This is a genomic window from Paractinoplanes maris, from assembly GCF_023544465.1.
Classification (GTDB): domain Bacteria; phylum Actinomycetota; class Actinomycetes; order Mycobacteriales; family Micromonosporaceae; genus Actinoplanes; species Actinoplanes maris.
Genome location: NZ_JALPVL010000009.1, coordinates 259190 through 282935, shown reverse-complemented (window position 1 = coordinate 282935; position 23746 = coordinate 259190). Strand labels below are relative to the sequence as shown.

Below are 23746 nucleotides of genomic sequence, written 5' to 3'. Positions count from 1 at the left end.
GCCTAATCAACGCCCATCGGGGAAACCGCAGGCAGATGCGCGTATCGACATCTCTGGTTGCGAGGCCTGGCGGATCGGTTTAGCGTCGGTGACGGAGTGTGTGATCTAGATCACCTCCAGTGAGAACCGGGAGGTCGGCGCCATGACCACGACCACATCGGACACCGTCACGACGGAATCCGGGGCCGAGCACAAGCCACTGATGACCGGCCGGGCTCTGCTGCTGATGAACCTCGGCTTCTTCGGGGTCCAGTTCAGCTTCGGCCTGACCCAGTCCGCGGTGAACCCGCTCTTCCTGCTGATCGGCGCCAGCCCCGAGCAGCTGCCCATCCTCAACCTGGCCGGCCCGGTCACCGGCCTGATCATCCAGCCGTTGATCGGCGCGATCAGCGACAGCACCTGGCATCCCCGGTGGGGGCGGCGACGGCCCTTCATCGTCGCCGGCGCGCTGCTCTGCGCGGTCATCCTGTTCCTGTTCCCGTTCGTCGGCGTGCTCTGGCTCGGCGTCATCTGCTTCTGGCTGCTGGACGCGGGCAACAACACCTCGATGGAGCCCTACCGGGCCTTCATCTCCGACCGGCTGCCCAAATCACAGCTCGCCCGGGGCTTCCTGACCCAGAGCATGTTCACCGGTGCCGGCGCGGTGCTGGCCAACGTATCGCTGTTCGCGCTCCAGAAGGTCTCGGCGCTGCAGGAGGAGGCGGGCAACGGGGTCCCGTACTGGATGTTCGTCTGCTTCATGATCGGCACGGTGTGCATCCTGCTCACGGTGCTCACGGCCATGGCCCGTACGAAAGAGATCAAGCCGTCGGACGAGGAACTGGCCGAGATGAAGGCCGCGCCCAAGGGCCTCGGACCCGCGGTGCGCGAGATCGCCGACGCGGTGCGCACGATGCCGGTGGCCATGCACAAGATCGGTGTGGTGTTCGCGTTCCAGTGGTACGCCATGTTCATCTACTGGCAGTTCCTGGCGGTCAGCCTGGGCGAGACGGTGTTCGGCGCCAACCCCGAGCAGGGCGGCGCCGCCTGGGACGACGCGATCGGCTGGAGCGGCCTCGAGAACGGCGCCTACAACTTCGTCACCATGGTCTCGGCGCTGTTCCTGGTCGGCTTCGCGCAGCGCATTGGGGCCAAGCGGGTGCACGCCATCGCGCTCGGCCTGGCCGCGCTGTCGCTGGTCTGGCTGGCCCGCATCGACAACCAGTACACCGCGCTGGTGCCGATGATCGGCGTCGGCATCTTCTGGGCCAGCGCCGTCGGCATCCCGTACCTGATGGTGGCCAGCATGGTGCCGGCCAAGCGGACCGGCGTCTACATGGGCATCCTGAACATGATGATCGTCGTGCCGATGCTGGTGCAGACGCTCACCTTCGGCTGGATCTTCGAGCACTGGCTGGACAGCAAGGGCAGCAACGCGATCACGCTGGCCGGCGTCCTGCTGGGCATCGGGGCCATCGCGATGCTGTGGGTCAACCCGCCCGCCGAGGCCGACGAGTCCCCGATCGTCCCGCTGGGCGGCCGGCGCAGCATCACCGTCTACGACCGGGTCGTGGTCGGTTCCGACGGCACGGCCACTTCCCTGTACGCGGTGGATCGCGCAGCCGAGGTCGCTCAAGCCGCCCAGGCCCGCCTGGTGGTCGTCACCGCCTACCGCGACGAAGACGACGCCCCGGCCGCCACCGCCGAGGGTGTACACCGCGACCTCTACGGCGCCGGCCCGGCCCGGCAGGCCCTGAGCGGTTCGGTCACCGGCCTGACCCGCGAGCGCGCCCGTTACATCGAGCAGCTGCTGGTCCGCGGTGACCCGGCGCAGGCGCTGCTCGACACGGTCGGCAACAACCCGGCCAACCTCATCGTCGTCGGTAACCGGGGCCTGGGCGCCTCCCAGGGCCAGCTGCTCGGCTCCGTCCCGGCCGCCGTGGTCCGCAATGCCGTCTGCGACGTCCTGGTCGTGCAGACGTCGGCCCTGGACGAGGAACGCCTCTTCTCGGCCGGCCAGCAGCCCGCCGGACGGCAGCCCGCCGGCCAGCAACCGGCCGGCCAGCAGCCTGGCGGCCAGCAGCCTGGCGGCCCGGCGGCGATCGACCGGCCCGGCACAGAACCGGCCGGCTGATCCCGCCCGCGGCAGCCACGCGGAGCATCCGGGTGCCCGGCCGGCCGGGCACCCGGATCCCACGGCCCGCCGGCACCCGAATTCCACAGGCCGGCCGGGCACCCGCAGGCCCGCCGGACGCCCGCATCCCACAGGCCCGCCGGGCACCCGCATCCCATTCGGGTGGCCCGGCGGGCCGCGTAGGCTGCCTGGTCATGGCGGCTGACGGGGATCTCAGGGAACTCACCGAGCTGGTGCGGGCCTTCGCCGTCGAACGGGAGTGGGAGCAGTTCCACACCCCCAAGAACCTGGCCATGGCCCTGGCCGGTGAGGTCGGCGAACTGCTGGCCGAGCTGCAATGGCTCACCCCTGAGCAGTCCCGCGAGGTGATGGCCGACCCCGAGCTGGGCCCGCGGGTCCGGGCCGAGATCGGCGACGTGATGATCTATCTGACCCGGCTGGCCGACGTGCTGGGCCTCGACCTGGCCGAGGCCGCCCGGCAGAAGCTCGCCGACTCGGCCCGCCGCTACACCGTGGAGGCCGCCCGCGGCTCGGCGGCCAAGCAGCCCCGTTAGAAGCGTCCGTCCCCGGGTAGTGGCGACGGCATGGCCAAACCCGTGTCGGACCAGGTTGTTGTCATCGCTGGGGCCTCCAGTGGGATCGGGCGCGCCACGGCGCTCGCCTTCGCCGCGGCCGGGGCCAAGGTGGTGTGCGCCGCCCGGTCGGCCGCGGCCCTGGACACGCTCGTCGAGCAGATCCGCGCCGACGGCGGGCAGGCGGTCGCCGCGCCGACCGACGTGGCCGACCCGGCGCGGGTGCGGGCGCTGGCGCACCTGGCCGAGCAGACCTTCGGCCGCATCGACACCTGGGTCAACAACGCCGCCGTCGGGGTGTGGGGCCGCGTCGAGGACATCACCGACGAGGAGTTCGAGCGGGTGATGCGGGTCAACTTCCTCGGTCAGGTGCACGGGGTGCACGCCGCACTGCCCGCTCTGCGCCGGGCCGGGGGTGGCGCGATCATCGGCGTCGTCTCGGCCGAGGGCGCCCGTGCCGTCCCGCTCCAAGGACCGTACGTGGCCAGCAAGTTCGCGTTGCGGGGGTTCTACGACACCCTGCGGATGGAGCTGGCCCAGGAGGGAGTGCCGATCGGGGTCACCTCGATCCTGCCCGCCTCGGTCGCGACGCCGTTCTTCGAGCACGCCCGCAGCCGGCTCGGCAGCATGGCCAAGCCGCCCCCGCCGGTCTACGCGCCCGAGGTGGTCGCCCGGAGCATCGTGTTCGCGGCCGCCCACCCGCGCCGCGAGATCATGGTCGGTGGGGCCGCCGCGGCCTTCGCCCTCGCCCAGCGCCTCTCCCCCGCCCTCACCGACGCGGTGCTCTCGATCCGCCGGCTGGGCGCGGGCTCCCAGCACACCGACCGCCCTGACAACGGCGTCGACAACCTCGACGCGCCGCTCGACGGCCCGGGCCGGATCTGGGGCACTTTCCCGGGCCGGGTGCTGCGGAGCAGCCCGTTCACCGAGCTCATCAGCCACCGCCCCCGCCCGGCGGAGCTCCTGACCGCGGCGGTCCGGCGACTTAATCCCGTACGGAAAGAGGGCGTGACCGACGGGAATGCCGTGCACCCACAGCCGGTTGACTGAGTAGTCGGTGCGCCCAGTGTCCCAGGGCCTCACCCATTGCCTTCGCGGAATACCGTCCGGCTGGAACCGCGTCGCGCCACTCGCCTTCAGGCGACCTGCGCACCGACCTCGCATCCGGCCCGCCCGGCGCCCTGAAAAGCGCCGGGCGGCCGCGTTTCTCCGGCGGTGACGGGGGTAGCCGCCGCCCATGCTGACACGAGCCGTATGGCAGGGGATGATCGCCGGACTGGCCGGAGCGGCGGTGATGACCGCCGCCGAGAAGGTCGAACAGCGGTTCACCGGGCGCCCCGACTCCTATATGCCGGCGCGGGTGCTGAGCCGGCTGATCGGGCTGCCGGAACGGCCGGGTCGTCAGCCGCTCTGGCGCAACCTGACCATGCACTACGGGCAGGCCGCGCTGGTCGGGATCGTGCGGAGCGTGATGGCCCAGTCCGGGCTGCGCGGACCGGTCGCCTCGGGCATGTTCACGGTCGTGCGGCTGACGACCGACCAGATCCTGGAGAACGCGACCGGCGCCGGCGCGCCACCTCAGACCTGGCCGCGCCGCGAGCTGGTCGTGGACGTGCTGCACAAGGCCGTTTACGGCTTCACCACCGGCGCCGTGGCCGACGCCCTCGCCGAGCGCGACGGACCGGGCCCGGGCCAGGTGCACGCCCAGCTGCGCCCCGGCCGCCGCTCCGGCGTCGGCCCGATCCCGCCGCGCGTCGCGGCCCTTGTCCGGCGCGGTCGTGGATGATGCGCCTATGCGATTGCGGGTGGAGCAAGCCTCCACGCTGACCTTCGACGACGGCACGCCGGTGCGGGCGGCCTCGGCGGTGGCGCCGTTCGGGGACGGCTGGCTGGTCGTCCAGGACGATGCCACCCACGCCGCCTGGGTGCGGGACGGCTCGGTCACGCCGGTGCGGGTCGTCGAGGCGGTCGAGGGTCTGGAGGTGTTCAGCTCGGCCGCCGGCACCAAGCACCTCAAGCCCGACTTCGAAGCGGCGTGCCCGATCCCGTCCCGGGGCGTCCTCCTGCTCGGCTCCGGCTCGACGGCCGCGCGGATGCGGGTGGCGCTGGTCACCCTCGACGGGACGGCAGGGGCCGATCTGAGCCCGCTCTACGCCCTGGTCGCGGCCCGGTTGGGGCTTCCGGTCGGCCTGCTCAACCTCGAAGGTGCCTGCCTCGTGGGCGACCGGATGCGGTGGTTCCAGCGGGGCAACTCCGCGGCCGGGGTGCCGACCGCCTCGGTCGACGTCGAGCTGCCCGCTCTGCTGGCCGCCGTGTCGGGGTTCCCGGCCGACCGGGTCGGCGTTTCCGGCGTACGTCGTTACGACCTCGGCTTCGTGCGGGGCGTGGCGCTGGCCGTCACCGACGCGGTGGCCCTGCCCGACGGGAGGGTGCTGGTCAGCGCGGCCGCCGAGGACACGCCCAACGCGGTGGACGACGGGCCGGTCGTGGGCGCGGCGCTGGCCCTGCTCGACGACGAGGCAGTCGTGGCGGTGGCCGAGCTTCCGGCCGTCGACGGCACAGCACCCAAGGTGGAAGGCCTGGCCGTCCGGGACGTGACCTCGGACGGGGTGCGGTTGCTGGCGGTAGTCGACGTGGATGACGCGCTCGTCCCATCTCGGGCGCTGAAAATCACTCTGCAGTGGTGAGCGCCTCGTTCGGGAGGAGTCTGAGGTGGCTGGAAGTGGGTAAACGCTCTCTCTCCATCACTGAGAGAGACGAGTAGTCGCACCATGAAGATCTGGCCTGGTTCGCCGTATCCGCTGGGTGCCTCCTACGACGGTGGCGGCACGAACTTCGCCCTGTTCTCGGAGGTCGCCGAGCGGGTCGAGCTGTGCCTGTTCGACGAGGACGGCACCGAAACGCGCATCGACCTGCCCGAGCGCGAGGCGATGGTGTGGCACGGCTATCTGCCGCGGATCGTGCCGGGGCAGCGCTACGGCTACCGGGTGCACGGCCCCTACGACCCGGCCAACGGTCTGCGCTGCAACCCCAGCAAGCTCCTGCTCGACCCGTACGCCAAGGCGATCGAGGGACACAACGACTGGAACGAGGCGCTGTTCTCGTACCGGTTCGACGACCCGGACGCCTACAACGACGACGACTCCGCGCCGTACGCGATGCGGTCGGTGGTCATCAACCCGTTCTTCGACTGGGCCAACGACCGGCCGCTGCGCATCCCGTTCCACCAGACGGTGATCTACGAGGCCCACGTCAAGGGGATGACCGCGCGCAACCCGAGGATCCCCGAGGACGTCCGGGGCACCTACTCGGGCCTGGCCCACCCGGCGATGATCAAGCACTTCAAGGACCTGGGCGTCACCGCCGTCGAGCTGATGCCGGTGCACCAGTTCGTGCACGACAGCAACCTGGTCGAGCGCGGGCTGCGCAACTACTGGGGCTACAACACCATCGGCTTCTTCGCCCCGCACAACGACTACGCGTCGTTCGGCGGGGACGGCGGCCAGGTGCAGGAGTTCAAGTCGATGGTCAAGGCGCTGCACGCGGCGGGCATCGAGGTCATCCTGGACGTGGTCTACAACCACACCGCCGAGGGCAACCACATGGGGCCCACGCTGTCGTTCAAGGGCATCGACAACCCGGCGTACTACCGGCTCGTCAACGAGGACAAGCAGTACTACTACGACACGACCGGCACCGGGAACAGCCTGAACGTGCGGCACCACGAGTCGTTGCGGCTCATCATGGACTCGCTGCGCTACTGGGTGACCGAGATGCACGTCGACGGCTTCCGGTTCGACCTGGCCGCCTCCCTGGCCCGCGACTTCCACGAGGTCAACCGGCTGGCCGCGTTCTTCGACCTGGTCAATCAGGACCCGGTCGTCTCGCAGGTCAAGCTCATCGCCGAGCCGTGGGACGTCGGCGACGGCGGTTACCAGGTCGGCGGCTTCCCGCCGCTCTGGACCGAGTGGAACGGCAAATACCGCGACAGCGTGCGGGACTTCTGGCGCGGCGAGCCGGCCTCGCTGGGTGAGTTCGCCTCCCGCTTCGCGGGCAGTTCCGACCTGTACGAGATCGACGGCCGCCGCCCGATCGCGTCCATCAACTTCGTCACCGCCCACGACGGGTTCACGCTCAACGACCTCGTCTCCTACAACGAGAAGCACAACGAGGCCAACGGCGAGGACAACCGCGACGGCGAGAGCCACAACCGGTCGTGGAACAGCGGAGCCGAGGGCCCGACCGACGACTCGGACATCATCGGCCTGCGCGAGCGGCAGAAGCGCAACTTCCTGGCCACCCTGCTGCTCTCACAGGGCGTGCCGATGATCGCGCACGGCGACGAACTGGGCCGCACCCAGGGCGGCAACAACAACGTGTACGCCCAGGACAACGAGATCAGCTGGATCGACTGGGCCGACGCCCGCAACCACGACGTGCAGACGGTCTTCACCCGGCAGCTGACCCGGTTGCGGGCCGACCACCCGATCTTCCGCCGGCGCCGCTTCTTCACCGGCGCGCCCGCGGGCGACTCGAACCTGCCCGACATCGCCTGGCTGCGGCTGGACGGCACGCCGATGCGCGACGGGGACTGGTCACCCGAAGCCACCCGGACGGTGGCCGTCTTCCTCAACGGGCACGGCATCCCCGAGTCGGACGCGCTCGGCGAGTCCATTGTCGACGACTCGTTCCTCACCCTGTTCAACCCGTCGCCCGACGAGGTCGAGTTCACCCTGCCCGACCAGGCCTACGGCCACATCTGGGAGGTGGCCATCGACACCGCCGACCCGCTGCTGGCCACGCGCAGCAACGTCAAGGCCGAGGAGGGCCTCCGGGTGCCCTCCCGGTCCATGCTCGTGCTGCGCTGCATCGGCTGACGAGGCTCACCGGGGGCGGCACTGCCTGCGGGCATGCCGCCCCCGCGGCCGATGTGGCGCGACTCAGTCGAAGAGGTCGCCGATCCGGTCCTGGAAGGTGAGCAGGGACAGCACGCCGAACAGCAGGAACGACCACACCAGCATCGCCAGGCGGAGGCCGCGGACACGGATGGGCCCGGGCAGGATGCGACGGTTGATCAGGATCAGCAGGCCCGAGTAGAGGAACATCATGAAACCGCCGACGACGGCCGAGATCACCAGCAGGACGATGGGCTGGCTGAAGCCGGCGATCAGCACCAGGATGCCGATCAGCACGAGACCCCACACCAGACCGGCGTACACCTTGCTCTCGTTGGCGTGGCGCGCGTACGAGGTCTTGATGACGTCGGCCGCGAGCCGGCTTGTGTAGTCGACGATGCCGAGCGCCGCCGCGAACAACGAGAACGCGCCGATGATCCAGAACAGGTACTGGAACCAGGAGCCGACCCGGTCGGCCAGCACCTGACCCTCGATCTCGAGGAAGCCGATGCCGTTCTCGAGCCCGTCGCGGCCGAACACGGTGGAGTACGCGAGCAACGACGTGAACAAGATGGTGATGAAGGTGATGAGCACGAAGGTGGTCAGTTGCTCGATGTTGGCGAACTTCCACCAGCCGCGCCAGCGTCGCAGGTTCTCGGAGGTCGGCTCGAAGGCGTAGCCCGTACTCGGCTCGGCCTCGGGCTGACCGGTGACCGGGCTGACCAGGCGGGGCACATAGGTGCCCATGCCGTAGCCCTTGTCGCGGATCCAGTTGCTCTGCACCAGATTCTGCCCGCCGCCGGCGCCGGCGAAGGCGAGCGCGCCGAGCAGCAGCGCGAAGCCGAGCTCGTCGATCGGCAGCCGCGGTTGCGTCACCACCTGCGGCAGGTCGCTCCACGCGGCCGCGCCGACGGCGAAGATGGCGGCGATCACGAAGAACGTGAGCACCGCGGCCACCTTGACCATCTGGGCCTTCTCGAGCGCGACGTAGACGACCGGCGCGAGCGTGAGGATCAGGCCGATGACGATCAGCATGCCGACCGCGATCACCGTGCGGTTGCCGCCGAAGATGTACGTCGTCAGGGTCGCCGAGCTGGTCGCCCACCCCGGCCAGAGGTTCGCGAAGTAGGTCAGGAGCGCGAAGACCAGACCCCAGTGCCGCCAGTAGCGGCTGAACCCGGTGAGCGCGGTCTCGCCGGTGGCCAGGGTGTAGCGCTCGATCTCCATGTTGAGGAAGTACTGCGTGATCAGGCCGACGAGCGCGGCCCAGACGAAGACCAGCCCGACCTGTGAGGCGATGTAGGGGAAGAGCACGAACTCGCCGGAGGCCAGCCCGACCCCGGCGGCGATGATGCCGGGACCGATCAGCCGCCAGCGGTCGCGGGGCTCCTCGGGCATGTCGCGGATCTGAGGGGACGGCAGATAGCGGGTGGGAAAGGCCCGGGTCACCTTGCTGAGGTCGTCGGAAGTCGCCACGGCAGCTCCTCGATCGGGTCTCCTACCCTTGCCGCGCCCACCATGGTGTGTCAAGGGTCACAGACGGCCCGGCCAGCCGGGCGCCGCCGGAACCGCACAGCAGGTCGAGGACCCCGGCCACAGCCAGCACCTCCTGGACGATGCCGGCCGCGTTGACGACCAGGTAGGAGCAGCCCCGCACCAGCGTCGCCTGCCGGCCGTCGAGCAGGCTCCGGACACCGGCGGCGGCGATGAAACTGACTCGTTCCAGATCGACGACCAGAGCACACAGCCCGTCCTGATCGGCGGCGTTCCGGATGATCACCGCGAGCGCGGCGCCCACATCGTGGTCGATCTCTCCCCGGACCGCGATCCGGACGACTCCTGAGCCCTCGTCGTACTTGCGCGCCTCGAACGGCCCGGCCATTTTCGTCCCTTCGCGAGACCACCGACGGGCTCGTCATCACAGATTGTGCGACAGCTGCTAGCCGGATTGCGTCGTGGTCACCCAAATGAACGAGACATTTCAGCCGGTCAAGCGAGGGGCAGCCGCAGACCGAGGTGGGCCCAGACCACCTTGCCCCCGTCGACCGGGCGGCTTCCCCACCGCTCGGCGACCGCGTCGATCAGCATCAGGCCCCGCCCGGTGGCGGGGTCGTCGCGCGTACCGAAGTCGAGGCGCGGCACCTCGGGCGAACCGTCGCGCACCGCGATCAGCAGGTGGCGACGCCCCAGGGTGATGCGGACGTCGAAAATGGTGTGGGCGTGCACCATCGCGTTGGTGGCCAGCTCGCCGGTCACCAGCTGGGCCGGTTGCCTCAGGTGCGGCAGCTCCCAGCGGCTGCACACCTCGGCGGCCAGCTCGCGGGCGCGGGCCGGGGCGCCACTGATGGGCAGCAGGCTGTCGCCGAGCGAGGGCAGCCCCTGCCGTGGCTGCGCGGCCAGCGCCCGCTCGACCGAGGCGAAGACGGCGAGCCGGCCGTACCCGGAGAACCGCCGAGCCAGCTCGGCCTGGGGAACGCTGAGCGCGATGGGCGTGCCCGGCCACATGGCGGCCTGCCGCGCCACCGCCCGGAACACCAGCAGGGCGACCGGCTCGCGCACGGTCAGCGCGGCCAGATCGACGACCAGGGCGTCGGGCTGATCGATCAGGCACTTCAGCAAGGTCAGACGAACCTCGGAGGCGGTCCGGACGGAGAGCTCACCGTCCAGGTGCACCACCGTCCTGGTGCCCACCTGTTCGATCTCGCTCCGTAATTCCGCCATCGACCCATTGTGGGGTCGCGCGCCCGGCGGCCGCCAGGACGGTTCGCCCGGACCGACTCTTTCCGCACAAGACCCGCGTGAATCGGCCAGCACGGCCGTCTCACACCGGTCCGCGACCGGCCGACAGCAGGTGCGTCGCGTGCGGCGGGCCGTCGGCCAGGGCCAGCGCGCGCTCCTCGGCCAGGCGGTCGGCGCCTTAGTGCCCACCTTCGATCTCGCTTCGTAACTCCGCCATCGACCCATTGTGTCGTGCCTCTGGAGAGGTACGACAAACGGCTCCTCCGAACCACGGCACGGGTGACGAATGTCGAGTGTGACTGGGGTCACACCGCATGCTAGGGCCACAACGAGAGCCCCTGAGCCGCACACTCACCGATCAACAACTACGTATAGATATTATTTGGTTACCTGTGGTATCCAAACGGCTGATGCCTCGTGTGACGTCGACGACGGTAAGAAATGGGGCACAAGCCCGCCTCACAACGAATGCCCCAGGTGACAAAAGTGCCCTCCCGACCGGTGGACATCGCCAGCAGCACACCGCTTCCCGGCACCTTCCTGCATCAGCTCGACGAGACCCAGCGCCATGGACTGACGAGAGCCGGCAGCACGCGGCAATACCGCGCCGGAATCGCGTTGGTCCACCACGGAGACCCATCCGAACATGTCATCGTGCTGGAGTCAGGTTGGGTCAAGGCGACCGTCACAGGCCGGAACGGGTGGGAGACATTGCTCGCCATCCGAGGCGCCGGCGACATCATCGGCGAGCTGTCCGGACTGGATGCGGAGCCGCGAATGGCAACCGTAACAACGCTCACAGCAGTGACGGCGACCATTCTGTCAGCTGAGCGGTTCGAGACTTTCCTGATGGGCAACTGGCCGGTCGCACGGGCGCTGCTGCGGCACCTCGCGGCCAACCTGCGCGAGTCCGACCGGCGGCGAGCGCTACACGGGCAAAGCAACGGCGACACCCGGCTGACCGCGATGCTGCACGAACTCGTCACGCGGCACGGTATTCCGGTCGCCGAAGGCATGGCGATCGACCTGCCCCTGTCTCAAAAGGATCTGGCCTCGTCGGTCGGTGTCTCGCGTGAGGTCGCAGCCCGCACCATGCGGTTGCTGCGCGAGCGAGGCATCGTTGCGACGCACCGGCGCCGAGTCGTGGTGCGGCGGCCGGACCTGCTGCGGGTGCTCGCGCTTTCTGTGTCGATGTCGACAGAAGCCTCGTGATACTTGACCACCCGCCCACTCGCGATCCGCCGGATCCTGATCGATGCCACCACCCCGATCCAGGAGTGACCATGACGATTCCCTCCACCGTCGATCCTGCCCCCGCCGTACGCCTCGCCGAGCGTCTCCTCGGCGAGACCCGGGAGGAGCTGCGCCGAGCCGATGCTCGAGCCACCCAGTGGGTCGCCGCAATGAGCGCAGGCTCGGTGACGATCTTCGCGTCGTGGACAGCGGACCGCGCCATGCCGTGGCAAGATGCCGGCGCTTCGACGACATTGGCTGTGGCCGCCGCCATCTGCGCCACGGCCGCTGTCATCGCCCACGCGCTCGCCTTGCTACCGCGCACGACAGGCGGCGCGGACATCACGCACGTGGCCTACTTCGGGCACGTCAACCGCATCAAGGACCCCCGGATCGTCCGACGCCACCTGGAGGAAGCCGCTGCGGACACCATGCCGGCCCTGGTCACTCAACTGTGCTGGCTCAGCCGGCTCGCCGCGATCAAGTACCGCTACATCCGGATCGGCACTGTCCTCGGCGCCTCGGCCGGGGTACTGGTCCTGCTCACCGTGATCTGACACGACCAGAAAAGCACACCGGACGTCGGCGGCAACCGCCCGACGGGCGATGGCGGCTGCCCGAGAGAGGAGGAAGGACAGTGGACGCTCGGCAGAAATGGCCGGTCGGCACATTTGTCGGTCATCTGTCCCTCCAGGAACGCTCGAGCTTGTTCCGGCTGGGCACGCGGCAGAGCTTTCGCGGCGGACATTTCCTGTTGCGGCAGCGGGAGGCCGGCCGCGGCGTCTTCGTCGTGATCAGCGGGCGCGTGGAAATTCTCATGCGGGACAGGCGGGAGCGCGAGCAACGCATCGCCGTACGCGTAGCGGGTGACGTTCTCGGCGAGATGGCCTTCATGGATGCCCGTCCGCGATCCGCTTCGGCGATGGCTGACGGTCCGGTCATTGCGCATCGGTTGCCCCGGGAGGCTTTCAACCGGTTCTTCGAGGAGTGCCCCGACGCGTATCGGCATTTGGTCAAGACCTTGGTCGACCGGCTGCGCGCCTCGGACAGCCGGCAGCTGGAGACCGGCCGCGACGTGGAATCGCGTTTGGCTGCGGCCATCTGCCAATTGGCGACTACGGAGGGCAACGGGCAGGAACGGCTCCTGATCGTGCGGCGCACCCAGCGCGAACTCGGCCAGATGATCGACGCCTCCACCGTCTCAATTCATCGAGCCTTGCGAAAACTAGCTGGTCGCGACTGCTTGCGAACCGAATATCGAGCGATCGTCATCCTCGATTTTGAGGGACTGGCAGCGGTCGCCGGATCCCGCACAACTATGCATCGCCTGATGTAGATCAGTTGGCCGGACACCGAATATCTCACTCACAGTGGAATCCCTCACTAATAGATCAAGGCGGATACATGACCGGCAACCTGCCCCTCGCGGGCGTCGTTCTCAATTCCGACATCGTCGACTCCAGCGCTGGAGGGTACCCGCGGCACGGCGAGCTCGGCCGCACCGCTGAGTCTCTGATCACCGAGGCCATCCTGAAGTCGCCCGTCCCCGACGCCTGGACCCGGAGCAGCCGGGGTGACGGCGAAGTGACCGTTGCTCCGGGCTCGATCCCAGCGGCCTGGCTGCTCGGCGACTTCGTCGACGCCTTGTACGAGGGTGCGGTGGCTTACAACCGCAACAAGCGGCGGGAGGACAAGGACGACCACCGACTGCGCCTGCGAGTCGGTATCGCCGGCGGCGACGTCCTTATCGAGGAGGGTGTGCCACGAGGCGGCGACGCGCTCGTCGTCGCTGCCCGTTTGCAGAATTCCGCGGCGGCGCGCGAGGCGATGCGACTTCTTCCCGACGCACCGATCGCTGTCATCTTGGCGGACGACGTCTATCAGCGCGTCGTTCCGCATGGCGCCAAAGCTTTCGACCGGCGGCAGTTCCGAGAGATCACGGTGGATGTGAACGGCATCTCGACCACCGCCTGGCTGTACCTGCCTCGCACCTACCCACCGCAGATCACCCCATCGGCCACGCCGGCGCCTAGTTCTTCGCCGTCACCGGCCGCCACGTCAAGGGCAACCGCCGGATCGAAGTACGGGATCTCCATCACCAACTCGGACGGTATTCAGGTCGGCGACAACAACGAGCAGAACAACTACCGCTATGGCCGCTGACGAACCGCCCGAGCAAAGCCGCCCGGAGAATCCGCCGCCCGAGGAGCGCCCGGACCCGCCACGAGCGGAACCGGAGCCCGAGCCGCAAGTGAAGGACCAACCGGATCAGCCCGCGACCGACAATTCGCGGCCGGCTGACGACGGCGTCAAAGAAGACTACGACCAGTTCGCGCAAGCGAGCGCGGCTGCCGACACCAAGCCGGCCGGTCCCGACGCGAGCTGGCACGGCGGGTCGGACGACGCGGACCTCGGCCCGGACACCGCCTATCAGGTGAAGGCGGACGGTGGCTACACAACTGTCGGCGACGGTTCGCGCATGTACGTCTACAACCTGCGGAACGGCCGCGAGATCACCGTTCTGCGCTATCACCGCGGCGACGACTGGATGACCCGGGCCGAAGACACCTTCGTCCATCCGGACAACCACCAGACGTGTTACCAGACGCTGGCCAATGCACGGCTGCTGTTCCTCCGTGGCGCTCCGGGCAGTGGCCGGCGTTTCTTCGCCGAGATGCTGCTCAGAACTGTGGTCGGTCCAGACCGAGTGGTCGGCATGCAGGTGAGCCAGACGGACGTGTCGCTGGCCGCACTGGCCGGTGAGAACGGGTTGTTCGCCGACATCGAAGGCTACGGAATCGTCCTCGAGCTGGCCGCTCCGGGAGCGGTGACCCCGTCGGTGCTGGCCGCCCTGCAGACCACAGCCAAGCAGGCAGAGACGGCTCTGGTCGTGCTCGGCGACTGGAGTGCGACCCTCGATCAGGCCCTGCATCCTTATGACGCCCTCATCGAACCGGTGGACCCCGAGGCCGTCCTGCGTAAACACCTGATCCGTGAGTTGGACGACCGGATCAAGCAAGGGCTGCCGGTCGCCGGCGCCGACTCGGACGCTTTCGTCCAGCGGTGTCTGGGGCGCGAGGAGGTCCAAGACCGGCTCGCCGCCGACCGGCATCCCGGCTCGGCCGCCGACCTGGCCCGCGCCCTGGCCGCGTGGGACGGGACCGACGAGAACCTGACCCGCGCGCTCGACCGCATCAGAGCACGAATCCGCGAGCTCGCGGCCCGTCTCGTCTGCGGTGAGGGCGACGTGAACGATTCGCCGGCCACGCCACGGCGGCAGGCGGTACAGATCGCCCACGCCGCCTTCGATGGGCATTCCCTGGCCGACGTGTTCGAGGTCGGGCAACAGTTGCTGGACATCCTGCACGCTTTGCAGGACGGCGAGGCTCGCGCGACCCGGGCGGTGTTCGACGCCGGCGTCGACCAGATGCTGCGCCTGTCCGACGGCACCGTGGTTACCCGGACGGACAGTGCCGACTCGCCGCGCCGGGCACACTTCCTCGACCCCGGGTTCGCCGCCGAGGTGCTCGACGTCGTCTGGAACGACTTCGACAGCGTGCGTGTACCTCTGCTGTTCTGGCTCCACCGGCTGGTACTCACCGGGCGTCCCGCGATCCGGCGGCGCGCCGCCTACACCGCTGGAGCATTGGCCACGCGGGACTTCGAAGAGGTGTGGCGGCTGCTGATCCGGCAGTGGGCCGGCGCCGGCAGTGGCGCCGTGCGGCAGGCCGCAGCCTGGGCGGTGGACGCGATCGCCCGCGACGGCCGGCTGCTTTGGCTGGTCCGTTCGCTGGTGCGGGACTGGGCGCGTAGCCGCAACCCGCAACTGCACGACTCGGCAGCCCGCAGCTACGGCACGACTCTCGGGGAGAAGTCCGTCTCCGAAGCCTTGGCCGCGCTCCACCTGCTGGCCAGCCGGGACGACCTCAACCAGAGCGCCTCGGTCGCGTACGCGATGAAGTTTCTCTACGTCGGCGCGCCGGCCGAGACCCGGGAGGCCTTGGTCAATTGGACCGACGCCGATTTGTACCGGCTACGGGTCCACGCCGCGCGGTCGCTGATCCTGCTGGCCCGGCTCACCGGACGGCCACCACGGCAGCAGTGGCCCCGGCTCCTGGCGGACGGGTTGTCCACCGACGGAGCCGACGGGCCCGCCGGGGCCGACGATCTGGTCGACCTGTGGCGGGCCGCGCTCACCGACCCGACCACCATGCGACGCGCGTGGCAGGAACTCCGCAACTGGCTGCAGTGGGCAGATGCGGATCCGGATTTGCAGGACCGCATGGTGGCGCTCGGCCGGCAGATTCTTGCGCCGCACACAACCACGGCCGGCCGGCGCTCCCCCACGGGCCGGAGCCGCTTCTACCTGAGGCAGTGGCGGGGAACCAGCGCCACCGCCGCCCGGTTGCTCGCCGAAATCTGGCCCGACTCCCCTGGAGACCCCACATGAAGACCCTCGAGCCACCCCGGAGATCCCTCTTCCGCCGGATCAAGGACTGGTTCCTCGGCGAGCCCGGCCAGCCGGCGGAATTGGAGCCGGTCAGCTACCGGCCGGCCGGTGAGCGCAGTCCGCTCGTCGCCCTCAGCCGGGGCGACGTGTACGAGTTCCAGGTCAGCCTCGACACCGAATGGACCGCGGACAAGATGCCGTACGACACGCTGATCAAACAGGCGGACAAATACCGGACCAGCGCAGATGACACGCACCGCCGCCGGATCTGGCAGATCGCCCGGTCCTACGGCCCGCATCAGGCCGCCGAGGCGGAGGATGCGATCCAGCGTGCGCTCGGCACCATGTGCTACGACACTGAGGACGGCCAGGTCCGGTGCACGACCTACTTCCGGGTGACGCCGGACGGACGAGTACGCGAGCACCTCACGCCTTACCTGTTGAGAGAGATCGACGTCGACCGGGAGGCGGTCCTGGCCCGGCAGCGCGTCGAGTCGGTACGGGAGATCACCACACGCTGGTCCGAGCTGTTGACCGATCTGGGTGTCAGCCCGGTGCAGCTCAGCTCCGCCGCGCTGGCCGACCCGGCCTTCGCGGCTGAACTCGGACGCCTGGCGGACGACCGCCGGCTCACCGCGAGGCAGCTAGTCGAGGTGCTCGGCGAAGCTGCCAAGGACCACGGCCAACTCGGAATGTACGAGTTCGTGGAGCTGTACGCGTCCGCCATCGCCGCGTTCCAGCGGCAGATGGAAGTTCAGGACAGTGAGTTCATCCGGAAGGTGATGGACATCGAGCCGGCGGAGCCAGCGCGATGAGATGCCTGGGAACGTCAGCCGCGCTGCTGCTTCTGCTCTCCTACGGCCTGGTCACGGCCTGTGGGGCCGACCCCGACCTGTGCGACCAGATGGAAGGGCGGGACCCCGCCCAGGCTGGTGCGACGATCCTGCTGACCGACGTGACCACGTCGGTGCGCGACGGCCGGACCGGTCCGGACTACGCCACCGCGATCGGCGGCTACCTGGAGGCGGCCATCGGCCGCGGCGATCTCGTCTTCATCGGGTCGTTCGACGGATCGGCGTCGACCGTCCGCTGGACCGCCGAGAATCGGCTGACCCGTGCCGACGCCAATCTGGAATCCAACAAGAAATTGCTCCGTGAGGCATTCAAGAAATGTCTCACCGACGCCGCCCGGCAGGCCGCCGCCCGGACGCCCGAGATCGGCAAGACAGACATCGCCGGAGCCATCGGCGTCGGTGCGGCGGCCGCGCCGCGCGCAGCTGTTCTGACCGTCGTCATCGCCACCGACGGGCTCAGCAACACCGGCTGCCTCAGCCTGCTCTCCCCGTCGGCCGGACGGTCACGCTGGATCGACGACCTGGTCGGCGAATGTCCGGCCCAGTCCGGCTGGCCCGCCGCTCTGGCGGGCAAGAGCCTGGTAATGCTTGGTCTGGGGCAGCCCGCTGACAATGTTGCACCGCTGGAGACCGGCAGCGTGGAGTTCCTGGAGCGATTGTGGCAGCGCACCTGCCTGGCCGCCCGCGCGCTGTCGTGCGAGGTGTCGACCGCGCCCATCGCGCGCACCGACGGCACCGAGAAGGCAGGACCGGTCGACCCGGTGGTCACCTTCGTTCCGGATTCCGGCCCACCGCCGATCTCTCCGGGTCCGGTCTTCAACCTTTCCTCGGAAGAACTATTCGACCTCGACTCGGACGTGTTGCGCGAAGGAGCGCAGGAACGGTTGCGACTGCTGGCCACGGAGATCGGTCGACGGGATCCGGTGTCGATCGAGGTGGTCGGGCACACCGATAGCCGAGGCACCGTCGCACACAACCTCGTTCTGTCCCGGCGGCGCGCCGAGCGGGTCTCAGGAGTGCTGGCCCAAGCCGGTCTTCCGAACGTATCGAGCACCGGGAGCGGTGAAGAAGATCCATTGTGTACGCGCGCGAAGCTCTCGGACGGATCGTGGGACGAGGTCTGCCTGCAACGTGACCGGCGCGTCGAGATCGCGGTGAAGGTGAAGGGCGGGCCGGCTTGATGACCGAGACGATCAGATCCGACGAATCCGGGAACGGCCGTCGCTACCCGAGCACGCCGTGCCCGGCCGGGCTCGCCTCAACGCTCCCGCTGCTGCAGGTCGCGGCCAGGCCGGAGAAGTACGAGAAGGGTGAGCTGTCGTACGCCGAGTCGGCCCGTCTGACCCGGGCGGCGATCGCGGCCGATGCCGTCATCACGGCAGCCCGCGGGGGCATCCGGCAGGGCTTCCGCCGCCTGGTGACCGCCTGGCACTCCGGTGAGACCGCGGTGCGGCAGGTTGAGGACTTCGCCGCCGGCCACCGCCTGGGAGAAGCCGGCCGGTCGCGCCGGCGTGTCCTCGACCGGCATGCCGGTGACGGTCCCGAGGACAGGCGGGCCCGGCCGCGATGGCTGAGCTGGTGGATGGTCTGGCCGCTCATCCTGGTGAGCGCGGCGTACGACACCGCCTTCTTCGCCAGTACGTTCCAGACGGCACTCGACATGCCACCGGACGCCCCATGGTGGCACAAAGCCATCTCGTACATCCCCGGGTTCGGCATCGCGATGGCGCTCATCCTGGCCGGTAGCTGGCTGGCGATTCCGCTCCTGCGGCACCGCTCGCGAGCCGAGCGGCGGACGATGCGCGGGCGGCTCAACTGGCGTGTCGTCCTGTCCCGCACCTTCTTGCGGTGGCGGCCCACTCCGGACAGCCGTCGCCCCGACGACCTGCCATGGCCCAGTTGGCCGCTGCCCGTCGGCTTTCTGCTGGTGCTGCTGGGGGTTCTGGGCATGTGGGCCTGGTTCCGGGGCGACGGGTTGATCGACGGCCGGCTCCAGGGCCCACTGGTGGCGCTGCTCGTCCTGTTGACCGTCTCGGCCATCGCGTTCAAAGCCAGCGCTCACAACCCGTTCATGGACCGGGATGTCGAGTCCCGCGCCGAGCTGACCGGGAGCAGGGACGAGATGACCCGGCTCGAGACCGCGGCCCGCCACGAGCTGGGCGAGCTCACCGCGGCGTGGCAGGACTTCCACAGTGCCGTGGAGGACGCGGCGGCCGAGTCGCGGCGACCAATCATCGAGGCATGGGCGGAGATCGCCGACGAGCGCGGCCGACACGGCTTGACCGGAGCAGTGGCGCCGCACTTCGCGCCGGCCGACAACGACGTGTCCGGCGTAGTGTTCGAGGGCCTGCTGCCGGCTCCGGCCGTACGAACACTGGTCCTGGGCGACGCCGCTGAGTCCGTCGACCGCTATCAGCCGGCCGCTTTGGAGGAGAGGCTGACCGCCGCCCTGCGCGAGTTGACCGCTCAGCTGACCCGGACGATGACGCCGACGGCTTCGTCTGCCCACCAAGTCATCACTGGCCGCCCCGGGGTGGACGAATCCGGCGGTTCCCGTCCAGTGGAATAGGAAACGCTCGCCTCCGGACGCGAGCCATGGCACCCGCGGTCCGGATGCGTGGCCGGACCGCGGTGAGTTCATCATGGCTTGTCGACCATCGGGTTTGTGAGCAAATCGACCGTCTCCGCACGAGGCGCAAGTAGATCGGTCATCGGGACGGCCGTCTCACACCGGCCCGCGACCGGCCGACAGCAGGTGCGTCGCGTGCGGCGGGCCGTCGGCCAGGGCCAGCGCGCGCTCCTCGGCCAGGCGGTCGGCGCCGGTGAGCCGGCCGGTGTGCTGGCGATGGTGCTCGTCCCAGCTGGGGACGAGATAGGCCTCGACGAAGCGGCCGGGCTCCTCGCCGTCGCGGAACAGGCCCCACTGCACCGCGCCGGTGCGCAGCCGGCTGCGGCGCACTGCCTCCATCGCCCCGACGAACTCCTGCTCGTGCTCCGCCCGTACGGGATAGGCGACGGTGACCAGGACCGGCCCGTCGTGGTCGTCGGGGTCCAGCTCGAGATGGGGCTCGGGCCAGTAGGACGCCGGCTCCCGGTTCATCGCGGCCGTGTCCAGCATCGGCCACCAGCGCAAGGTGACCACGCCGGCCAGCATCACCGCGGCCGCGGCCACGTGCGCCACGACCAGGCCGGCCGCGTCGGAGAGGGCGCCCCAGGCGAGGGCTCCGGCGGCCTGGGCTCCGGCGAAAACCATCTGATAGACGGCGAGGCCGCGGGCCCGCACCCAGTTGGGCAGGAAGAGCTGCATGGCGGCGTTCACGTTGGACAACACCAGGACCCAGGCGACACCGGCCGGCAGCAGGGCCAGCACGACGGCGACCTCCGAGCGCACCAGCCCGAGCACGGCGAACACGGCGGTGAACAGGACACCGGCCACGAGCAGCAGCGTGTTGATCGACCAGCGGGCGCGCAACCGCGGGAGCAGCAGCGCGCCGGCCACCGCGCCGACGCCCACGGCGGCGAGCAGGAGCCCGTACCCGCCGGAACCGAGACCGAGCCGCCGGCTGGCGACCAGCGGCAACAACGCCCACAGGGCACTGCCGGGCACGAGGAACAGCGTGGCCCGCAACAGGATGCGGCGCACCACCGGCGAGTGCCGCACGTAGCGCCCACCGGCACGCACCGCGGCGGCGAAGCGCTCGGGCACGCCGGCCAGGTCGGCCGCCGGTGGGTGCCAGCGCCACAGGACCCAGGTGAACAGGGCGAAAGTGCAGGCGTTGAGGGCGAAGACCACGCCCGGGCCGGTGCGGGCGATGAGCACCCCGGCGACGGCCGGGCCGACCGCGCGGGCCAGGTTCATGCTGATCGCCCCGAGCGCGGACGCCGAGGCCAGCTGGGGCCGGGGCACCAGGTCGGGGATGAGCGCCTGCCAGGCCGGGGCGGTCAGGGCCTGACCCGCCCCCAGCGCGAAGGTGAGCGTCAGCAGCAGGGCCGGCGGCATGTGGCCGGTCACCGTCAGCGCGGTGAGCAGGATGCCGACCGCGACCAGGAACGCTTGGACGGCGATGAGCAGCCGCCGCCGGTCGAGGGTGTCGGCCAGCGCCCCGGAGGGCAGGGCGAGCAGGACGATCGGCAACGTGCTGGCCGTCTGCACGACGGCCACCAGCGTGTCCGTACCGGATTGCTCGACCAGCAGCCACTGCGCCCCGACGGTCTGCATCCACGTGCCGATGTTGCTGGCCAGCAGGGCCAGCCATAGGTTGCGATAGACGGCGATGCGCAACGGCGCCCACGCGGAATCGGCTCTCACGACACCTGACTACCCCGGGCGCGGGCCCGGTAATAGGAGATTGACATCCTTCACTGCCGGGCCGGAGGATGGGAGCGCTCCCAGTCCGCCCGTCCGTGGAGATCCGATGAAGCCGTTGCTGATGCGGTGTGCCCTGGCAAGCACCGTCCTGCTTGCCGCCGTCGCCGTCCCGTCCACTGTCCATGCCGCTCCCCCCGACACCCGCGTCGACATCGACGTGCGGGCCGGGCTGGCCACCGTGGGCGACGTCGCCCTCGGCGTCAACCACGCCATCTGGGATGCCGAACTCGGCAAACCGGCCGTCTCCGACCTTCTGCGCGACGCCGGGGTGCAGATGGTGCGGTACCCGGGCGGCTCCTACGCCGACATCTACCACTGGCGCGACCACACCGCACCGGGTGGTTATGTGGCGCCGGGGACCGACTTCGACACGTTCATGGCGGGGGCCGAGCGGACCGGGGCGGAGCCGATGATCATCGCCAACTACGGCACCGGGACGGCTCAGGAGGCGGCCGACTGGGTCCGCTACGCCAACGTCACCAAGGGGTACGGCGCCAAGTACTGGACCATCGGCAACGAGAACTACGGGAACGGGCACTACGGGTCGGCCTGGGAGGCCGACGAGCACGCCGACAAGAGCCCGAAGGAGTACGCGGCCACGGTTGTCGCGTACGCGCGGGCCATGAAGGCCGTGGACCCGACGATCAAGATCGGCGCGGTGCTGACCATGCCGGGCAACTGGCCGGACGGCATCGTCGGCGCGGGCGACGAGGGCAGCTGGAACCAGGAGGTGCTTACCCGGGCCGGCGCGGTCATCGACTTCGCCGACGTGCACTGGTATCCGGGCGGCAGCACGCCCGCCGAGACGCTGACCAAGACCACGCACATCGGGGAAGCCACCCAGCTGCTGCGGCAGCAGATCGACCAGTACGCGGGCGGGCCGGCCGGGCGGATCGGCATCAGCATGACCGAGACGAACGTCGACGTCGGCCGCAACACCCAGCCGGGGGCGCTGTTCCTGGCCGACGCCTACAGCGGCCTGCTCGCCCAGGGTGTCTTCACCGTGCACTGGTGGAACGTGCACAACGGGATCGGCGATGTGTCGACGGTCGAGGGGCAGACCGACTACGACGACTTCGGGCTGCTCTCCAGCGGGAACTGCACGGCCGACGGCTCGGTGTGCCAGCCGCCGCTGAACACGCCGTTCGCGCCGTACCACGCGCTGTCGCTGATGGGGGACTTCGCGCGCACCGGCGACCAGTTCGTCGGCGCCGGGACCGATGACGCTCTGGTCAGTGCGCACGCTGTCCGCCGGGGCGACGGGGATGTCGCGGTGCTGCTGATCAACAAGGATCCGGCGAACGCGCGGACGGTGAAGCTGAACTATCAGGGCTTCACGCCGGCGTCGGGAACGCCGGCGGTGGCCACGTTCGCCAACGGTGACGACGCGGTGAGCACCGGGACGGACGGCACGGCCGGGGCGCAGACCCTGGCCCCGTACTCGATCAAGCTGGTCACGCTGCACCCGGCCCGCAGCACCGCGGGCGCGCCGGCCGCACCGGCCAAGCCGACGGCCACCACGACCGACCGCACCGCGACGATCACCTGGCCCGCGGCCGCCGCCGGGGTCAAATACGAGGTGTACCGGCAGAACGGCGGCACCTCGGAACTGCTCGGCGAGACCACGGGTACGTCGCTGACGGTGCGCAACCTCGAGCCGGGCCGCCGCTACACGGTCAACGTGGTGGCCCGGGACAACGCCGGACGCCAGTCACCCCCGTCGCCGCCGCTGACCTTCACCACCGGCACCCCGGCCGACGCGGCCTGCACGGTGAAGTTCCGCGACACCAACGACTGGGGCAACGGCTTCGTCGGGTCGATCGACATCACCAACAACCGGGCGAGCGCGGTCACCGGCTGGACCCTGACCTACACCTGGCCCACCGCCTGGCAGAGCGTGAGCAGCGGGTGGAGCGCGACGTGGGAGCAGACCGGCCGCACGGTCCGCGTGACGAACGACGGCAGCCTGGCCGCCGGCGCCACCACCTCGGTGGGCTTCGTCGGCTCCTACAGCGGGCCCAACGCCTTCCCGCAGGTCTTCACCCTCAACGGCACCACCTGTACGACCGTGTAGCGGCGCCCCTTCGAGCCGAGGCTCGCCGGTCCGATCGGGCCGGCGAGCGGCTCGAGACCGGCCCGGCCGGCGGCTCAGGGCCGGCCTGGCGAACGGCTCAAGCCGGGCCGGCGAGTGGCTCAGGGCCGGGTGAAGGCGTCGCAGAAGTCGCGCACGCCGGGAAGAGTCCAGACCCGGTGGCGCGCGGCTTCGCGGGCTTCCTCGGAGTCGAGCTCGCCCTGCAGGATCACGACGCCGTCCTGCACGATGATCTCCAAGCGGCGGCCACGGATCAGCGGGTCGCTCGACAGCGCGGCGGCCACCTGCTCGGCGAGCTGCTCGTCGGCGGTCAGCCGGGCGATCCACCCCGACACGTTGAAATCGGCGTCGCCCGGTCCCGGAAACGGATTCATCGCCCAGGCCTCCTTCCGGCGCGCGAACTGTACCGGCCACCGTCCCGGTTCGCTG

The 23746-nt window shown here is 69.8% G+C and carries 20 protein-coding genes; 15 read left to right on the top strand and 5 right to left on the bottom strand.

What is annotated here, in order from left to right; translation table 11 throughout:
- Nucleotides 1-142 precede the first annotated feature (142 nt).
- The 6 genes from NAG42_RS26670 to glgX all read left to right on the top strand — a co-directional run bounded on the left by NAG42_RS26670 (nucleotide 143) and on the right by glgX (nucleotide 7562).
- Nucleotides 143-2113, top strand: coding sequence for an MFS transporter (locus NAG42_RS26670; RefSeq protein ID WP_250034204.1), 1971 nt, complete (start codon nucleotides 143-145; stop codon nucleotides 2111-2113).
- Nucleotides 2114-2307: 194 nt separating this feature from the next.
- The gene (locus NAG42_RS26665; protein WP_250034202.1) at nucleotides 2308-2667 is read left to right on the top strand and encodes a nucleotide pyrophosphohydrolase; all 360 of its coding nucleotides are present in this window, start codon (nucleotides 2308-2310) and stop codon (nucleotides 2665-2667) included.
- Nucleotides 2668-2697: 30 nt separating this feature from the next.
- Nucleotides 2698-3735, top strand: coding sequence for an SDR family oxidoreductase (locus NAG42_RS26660; protein ID WP_250034200.1), 1038 nt, complete (start codon nucleotides 2698-2700; stop codon nucleotides 3733-3735).
- A gap of 187 nt (nucleotides 3736-3922) precedes the next feature.
- On the top strand, nucleotides 3923-4471 hold the full coding sequence (locus NAG42_RS26655) for a hypothetical protein (protein ID WP_250034199.1): 549 nt from the start codon (nucleotides 3923-3925) through the stop codon (nucleotides 4469-4471).
- Nucleotides 4472-4478: 7 nt separating this feature from the next.
- Entirely contained in the window at nucleotides 4479-5372 is an 894-nt protein-coding gene (locus tag NAG42_RS26650) for a DUF6910 family protein (RefSeq protein ID WP_250034197.1), read from the top strand.
- Nucleotides 5373-5456: 84 nt separating this feature from the next.
- On the top strand, nucleotides 5457-7562 hold the full coding sequence (gene glgX, locus NAG42_RS26645) for a glycogen debranching protein GlgX (protein ID WP_250034195.1): 2106 nt from the start codon (nucleotides 5457-5459) through the stop codon (nucleotides 7560-7562).
- A gap of 63 nt (nucleotides 7563-7625) precedes the next feature.
- Here glgX and NAG42_RS26640 read toward each other — a convergent pair whose 3' ends face one another.
- From NAG42_RS26640 to NAG42_RS26630, 3 genes are all read right to left on the bottom strand, one after another.
- Nucleotides 7626-9056, bottom strand: coding sequence for an Nramp family divalent metal transporter (locus NAG42_RS26640; RefSeq protein WP_250034193.1), 1431 nt, complete (start codon nucleotides 9054-9056; stop codon nucleotides 7626-7628).
- A 22-nt stretch (nucleotides 9057-9078) separates the two neighbouring features.
- A complete protein-coding gene (locus NAG42_RS26635) occupies nucleotides 9079-9462 on the bottom strand; it encodes an STAS domain-containing protein (protein ID WP_250034192.1) in 384 nt (127 codons plus the stop codon).
- A gap of 107 nt (nucleotides 9463-9569) precedes the next feature.
- Entirely contained in the window at nucleotides 9570-10301 is a 732-nt protein-coding gene (locus NAG42_RS26630; protein ID WP_250034190.1) for an ATP-binding protein, read from the bottom strand.
- Between the two features lie 519 nt (nucleotides 10302-10820).
- Here NAG42_RS26630 and NAG42_RS26625 point away from each other — a divergent pair.
- The 8 genes from NAG42_RS26625 (at nucleotide 10821) to NAG42_RS26590 (ending at nucleotide 19425) form a co-directional block, all read left to right on the top strand.
- On the top strand, nucleotides 10821-11531 hold the full coding sequence (locus NAG42_RS26625) for a Crp/Fnr family transcriptional regulator (RefSeq protein WP_250034188.1): 711 nt from the start codon (nucleotides 10821-10823) through the stop codon (nucleotides 11529-11531).
- Nucleotides 11532-11602: 71 nt separating this feature from the next.
- On the top strand, nucleotides 11603-12109 hold the full coding sequence (locus tag NAG42_RS26620; protein WP_250034186.1) for a Pycsar system effector family protein: 507 nt from the start codon (nucleotides 11603-11605) through the stop codon (nucleotides 12107-12109).
- An 80-nt stretch (nucleotides 12110-12189) separates the two neighbouring features.
- Nucleotides 12190-12888, top strand: a complete 699-nt coding sequence (locus tag NAG42_RS26615; protein ID WP_250034183.1) for a Crp/Fnr family transcriptional regulator — start codon at nucleotides 12190-12192, stop codon at nucleotides 12886-12888.
- A 68-nt stretch (nucleotides 12889-12956) separates the two neighbouring features.
- Complete coding sequence (locus NAG42_RS26610) at nucleotides 12957-13715, top strand: RIP homotypic interaction motif-containing protein (RefSeq protein ID WP_250034181.1); 759 nt, start codon at nucleotides 12957-12959, stop codon at nucleotides 13713-13715.
- A gap of 88 nt (nucleotides 13716-13803) precedes the next feature.
- Entirely contained in the window at nucleotides 13804-16002 is a 2199-nt protein-coding gene (locus tag NAG42_RS26605; RefSeq protein WP_250034177.1) for a hypothetical protein, read from the top strand.
- On the top strand, nucleotides 15999-16817 hold the full coding sequence (locus NAG42_RS26600) for a hypothetical protein (protein WP_250034174.1): 819 nt from the start codon (nucleotides 15999-16001) through the stop codon (nucleotides 16815-16817). Before NAG42_RS26605 ends, NAG42_RS26600 begins: the two co-directional genes overlap by 4 nt.
- 89 nt (nucleotides 16818-16906) lie before the next feature.
- Entirely contained in the window at nucleotides 16907-18037 is a 1131-nt protein-coding gene (locus tag NAG42_RS45080; RefSeq protein WP_308201194.1) for an OmpA family protein, read from the top strand.
- A complete protein-coding gene (locus NAG42_RS26590; protein ID WP_250034171.1) occupies nucleotides 18037-19425 on the top strand; it encodes a hypothetical protein in 1389 nt (462 codons plus the stop codon). The genes NAG42_RS45080 and NAG42_RS26590 overlap by 1 nt, the downstream gene beginning before the upstream one ends.
- A gap of 156 nt (nucleotides 19426-19581) precedes the next feature.
- Here NAG42_RS26590 and NAG42_RS26585 read toward each other — a convergent pair whose 3' ends face one another.
- Nucleotides 19582-21165 (bottom strand): MFS transporter, encoded by a 1584-nt coding sequence (locus NAG42_RS26585; protein WP_250034169.1) that lies wholly within the window; start codon nucleotides 21163-21165, stop codon nucleotides 19582-19584.
- Between the two features lie 106 nt (nucleotides 21166-21271).
- Between NAG42_RS26585 and NAG42_RS26580 the strand changes: the two genes are divergently transcribed.
- The gene (locus NAG42_RS26580; protein WP_250034167.1) at nucleotides 21272-23299 is read left to right on the top strand and encodes a cellulose binding domain-containing protein; all 2028 of its coding nucleotides are present in this window, start codon (nucleotides 21272-21274) and stop codon (nucleotides 23297-23299) included.
- Nucleotides 23300-23418: 119 nt separating this feature from the next.
- On the opposite strand, the gene NAG42_RS26575 is transcribed toward NAG42_RS26580, so the two are convergent.
- Nucleotides 23419-23691, bottom strand: a complete 273-nt coding sequence (locus NAG42_RS26575; protein ID WP_250034142.1) for a BON domain-containing protein — start codon at nucleotides 23689-23691, stop codon at nucleotides 23419-23421.
- Between the last annotated feature and the right edge of the window lie 55 nt (nucleotides 23692-23746).

Coding starts and splice junctions, on each gene's coding strand:
- NAG42_RS26670 (WP_250034204.1), top strand. CDS start 143: ATGACCACGACCACATCGGACACCGTCACGACGGAATCCGGGGCCGAG.
- NAG42_RS26665 (WP_250034202.1), top strand. CDS start 2,308: ATGGCGGCTGACGGGGATCTCAGGGAACTCACCGAGCTGGTGCGGGCC.
- NAG42_RS26660 (WP_250034200.1), top strand. CDS start 2,698: ATGGCCAAACCCGTGTCGGACCAGGTTGTTGTCATCGCTGGGGCCTCC.
- NAG42_RS26655 (WP_250034199.1), top strand. CDS start 3,923: ATGCTGACACGAGCCGTATGGCAGGGGATGATCGCCGGACTGGCCGGA.
- NAG42_RS26650 (WP_250034197.1), top strand. CDS start 4,479: ATGCGATTGCGGGTGGAGCAAGCCTCCACGCTGACCTTCGACGACGGC.
- glgX (WP_250034195.1), top strand. CDS start 5,457: ATGAAGATCTGGCCTGGTTCGCCGTATCCGCTGGGTGCCTCCTACGAC.
- NAG42_RS26635 (WP_250034192.1), bottom strand. CDS start 9,462: ATGGCCGGGCCGTTCGAGGCGCGCAAGTACGACGAGGGCTCAGGAGTC.
- NAG42_RS26630 (WP_250034190.1), bottom strand. CDS start 10,301: ATGGCGGAATTACGGAGCGAGATCGAACAGGTGGGCACCAGGACGGTG.
- NAG42_RS26620 (WP_250034186.1), top strand. CDS start 11,603: ATGACGATTCCCTCCACCGTCGATCCTGCCCCCGCCGTACGCCTCGCC.
- NAG42_RS26610 (WP_250034181.1), top strand. CDS start 12,957: ATGACCGGCAACCTGCCCCTCGCGGGCGTCGTTCTCAATTCCGACATC.
- NAG42_RS26600 (WP_250034174.1), top strand. CDS start 15,999: ATGAAGACCCTCGAGCCACCCCGGAGATCCCTCTTCCGCCGGATCAAG.
- NAG42_RS45080 (WP_308201194.1), top strand. CDS start 16,907: ATGGAAGGGCGGGACCCCGCCCAGGCTGGTGCGACGATCCTGCTGACC.
- NAG42_RS26590 (WP_250034171.1), top strand. CDS start 18,037: ATGACCGAGACGATCAGATCCGACGAATCCGGGAACGGCCGTCGCTAC.
- NAG42_RS26580 (WP_250034167.1), top strand. CDS start 21,272: ATGAAGCCGTTGCTGATGCGGTGTGCCCTGGCAAGCACCGTCCTGCTT.
- NAG42_RS26575 (WP_250034142.1), bottom strand. CDS start 23,691: ATGAATCCGTTTCCGGGACCGGGCGACGCCGATTTCAACGTGTCGGGG.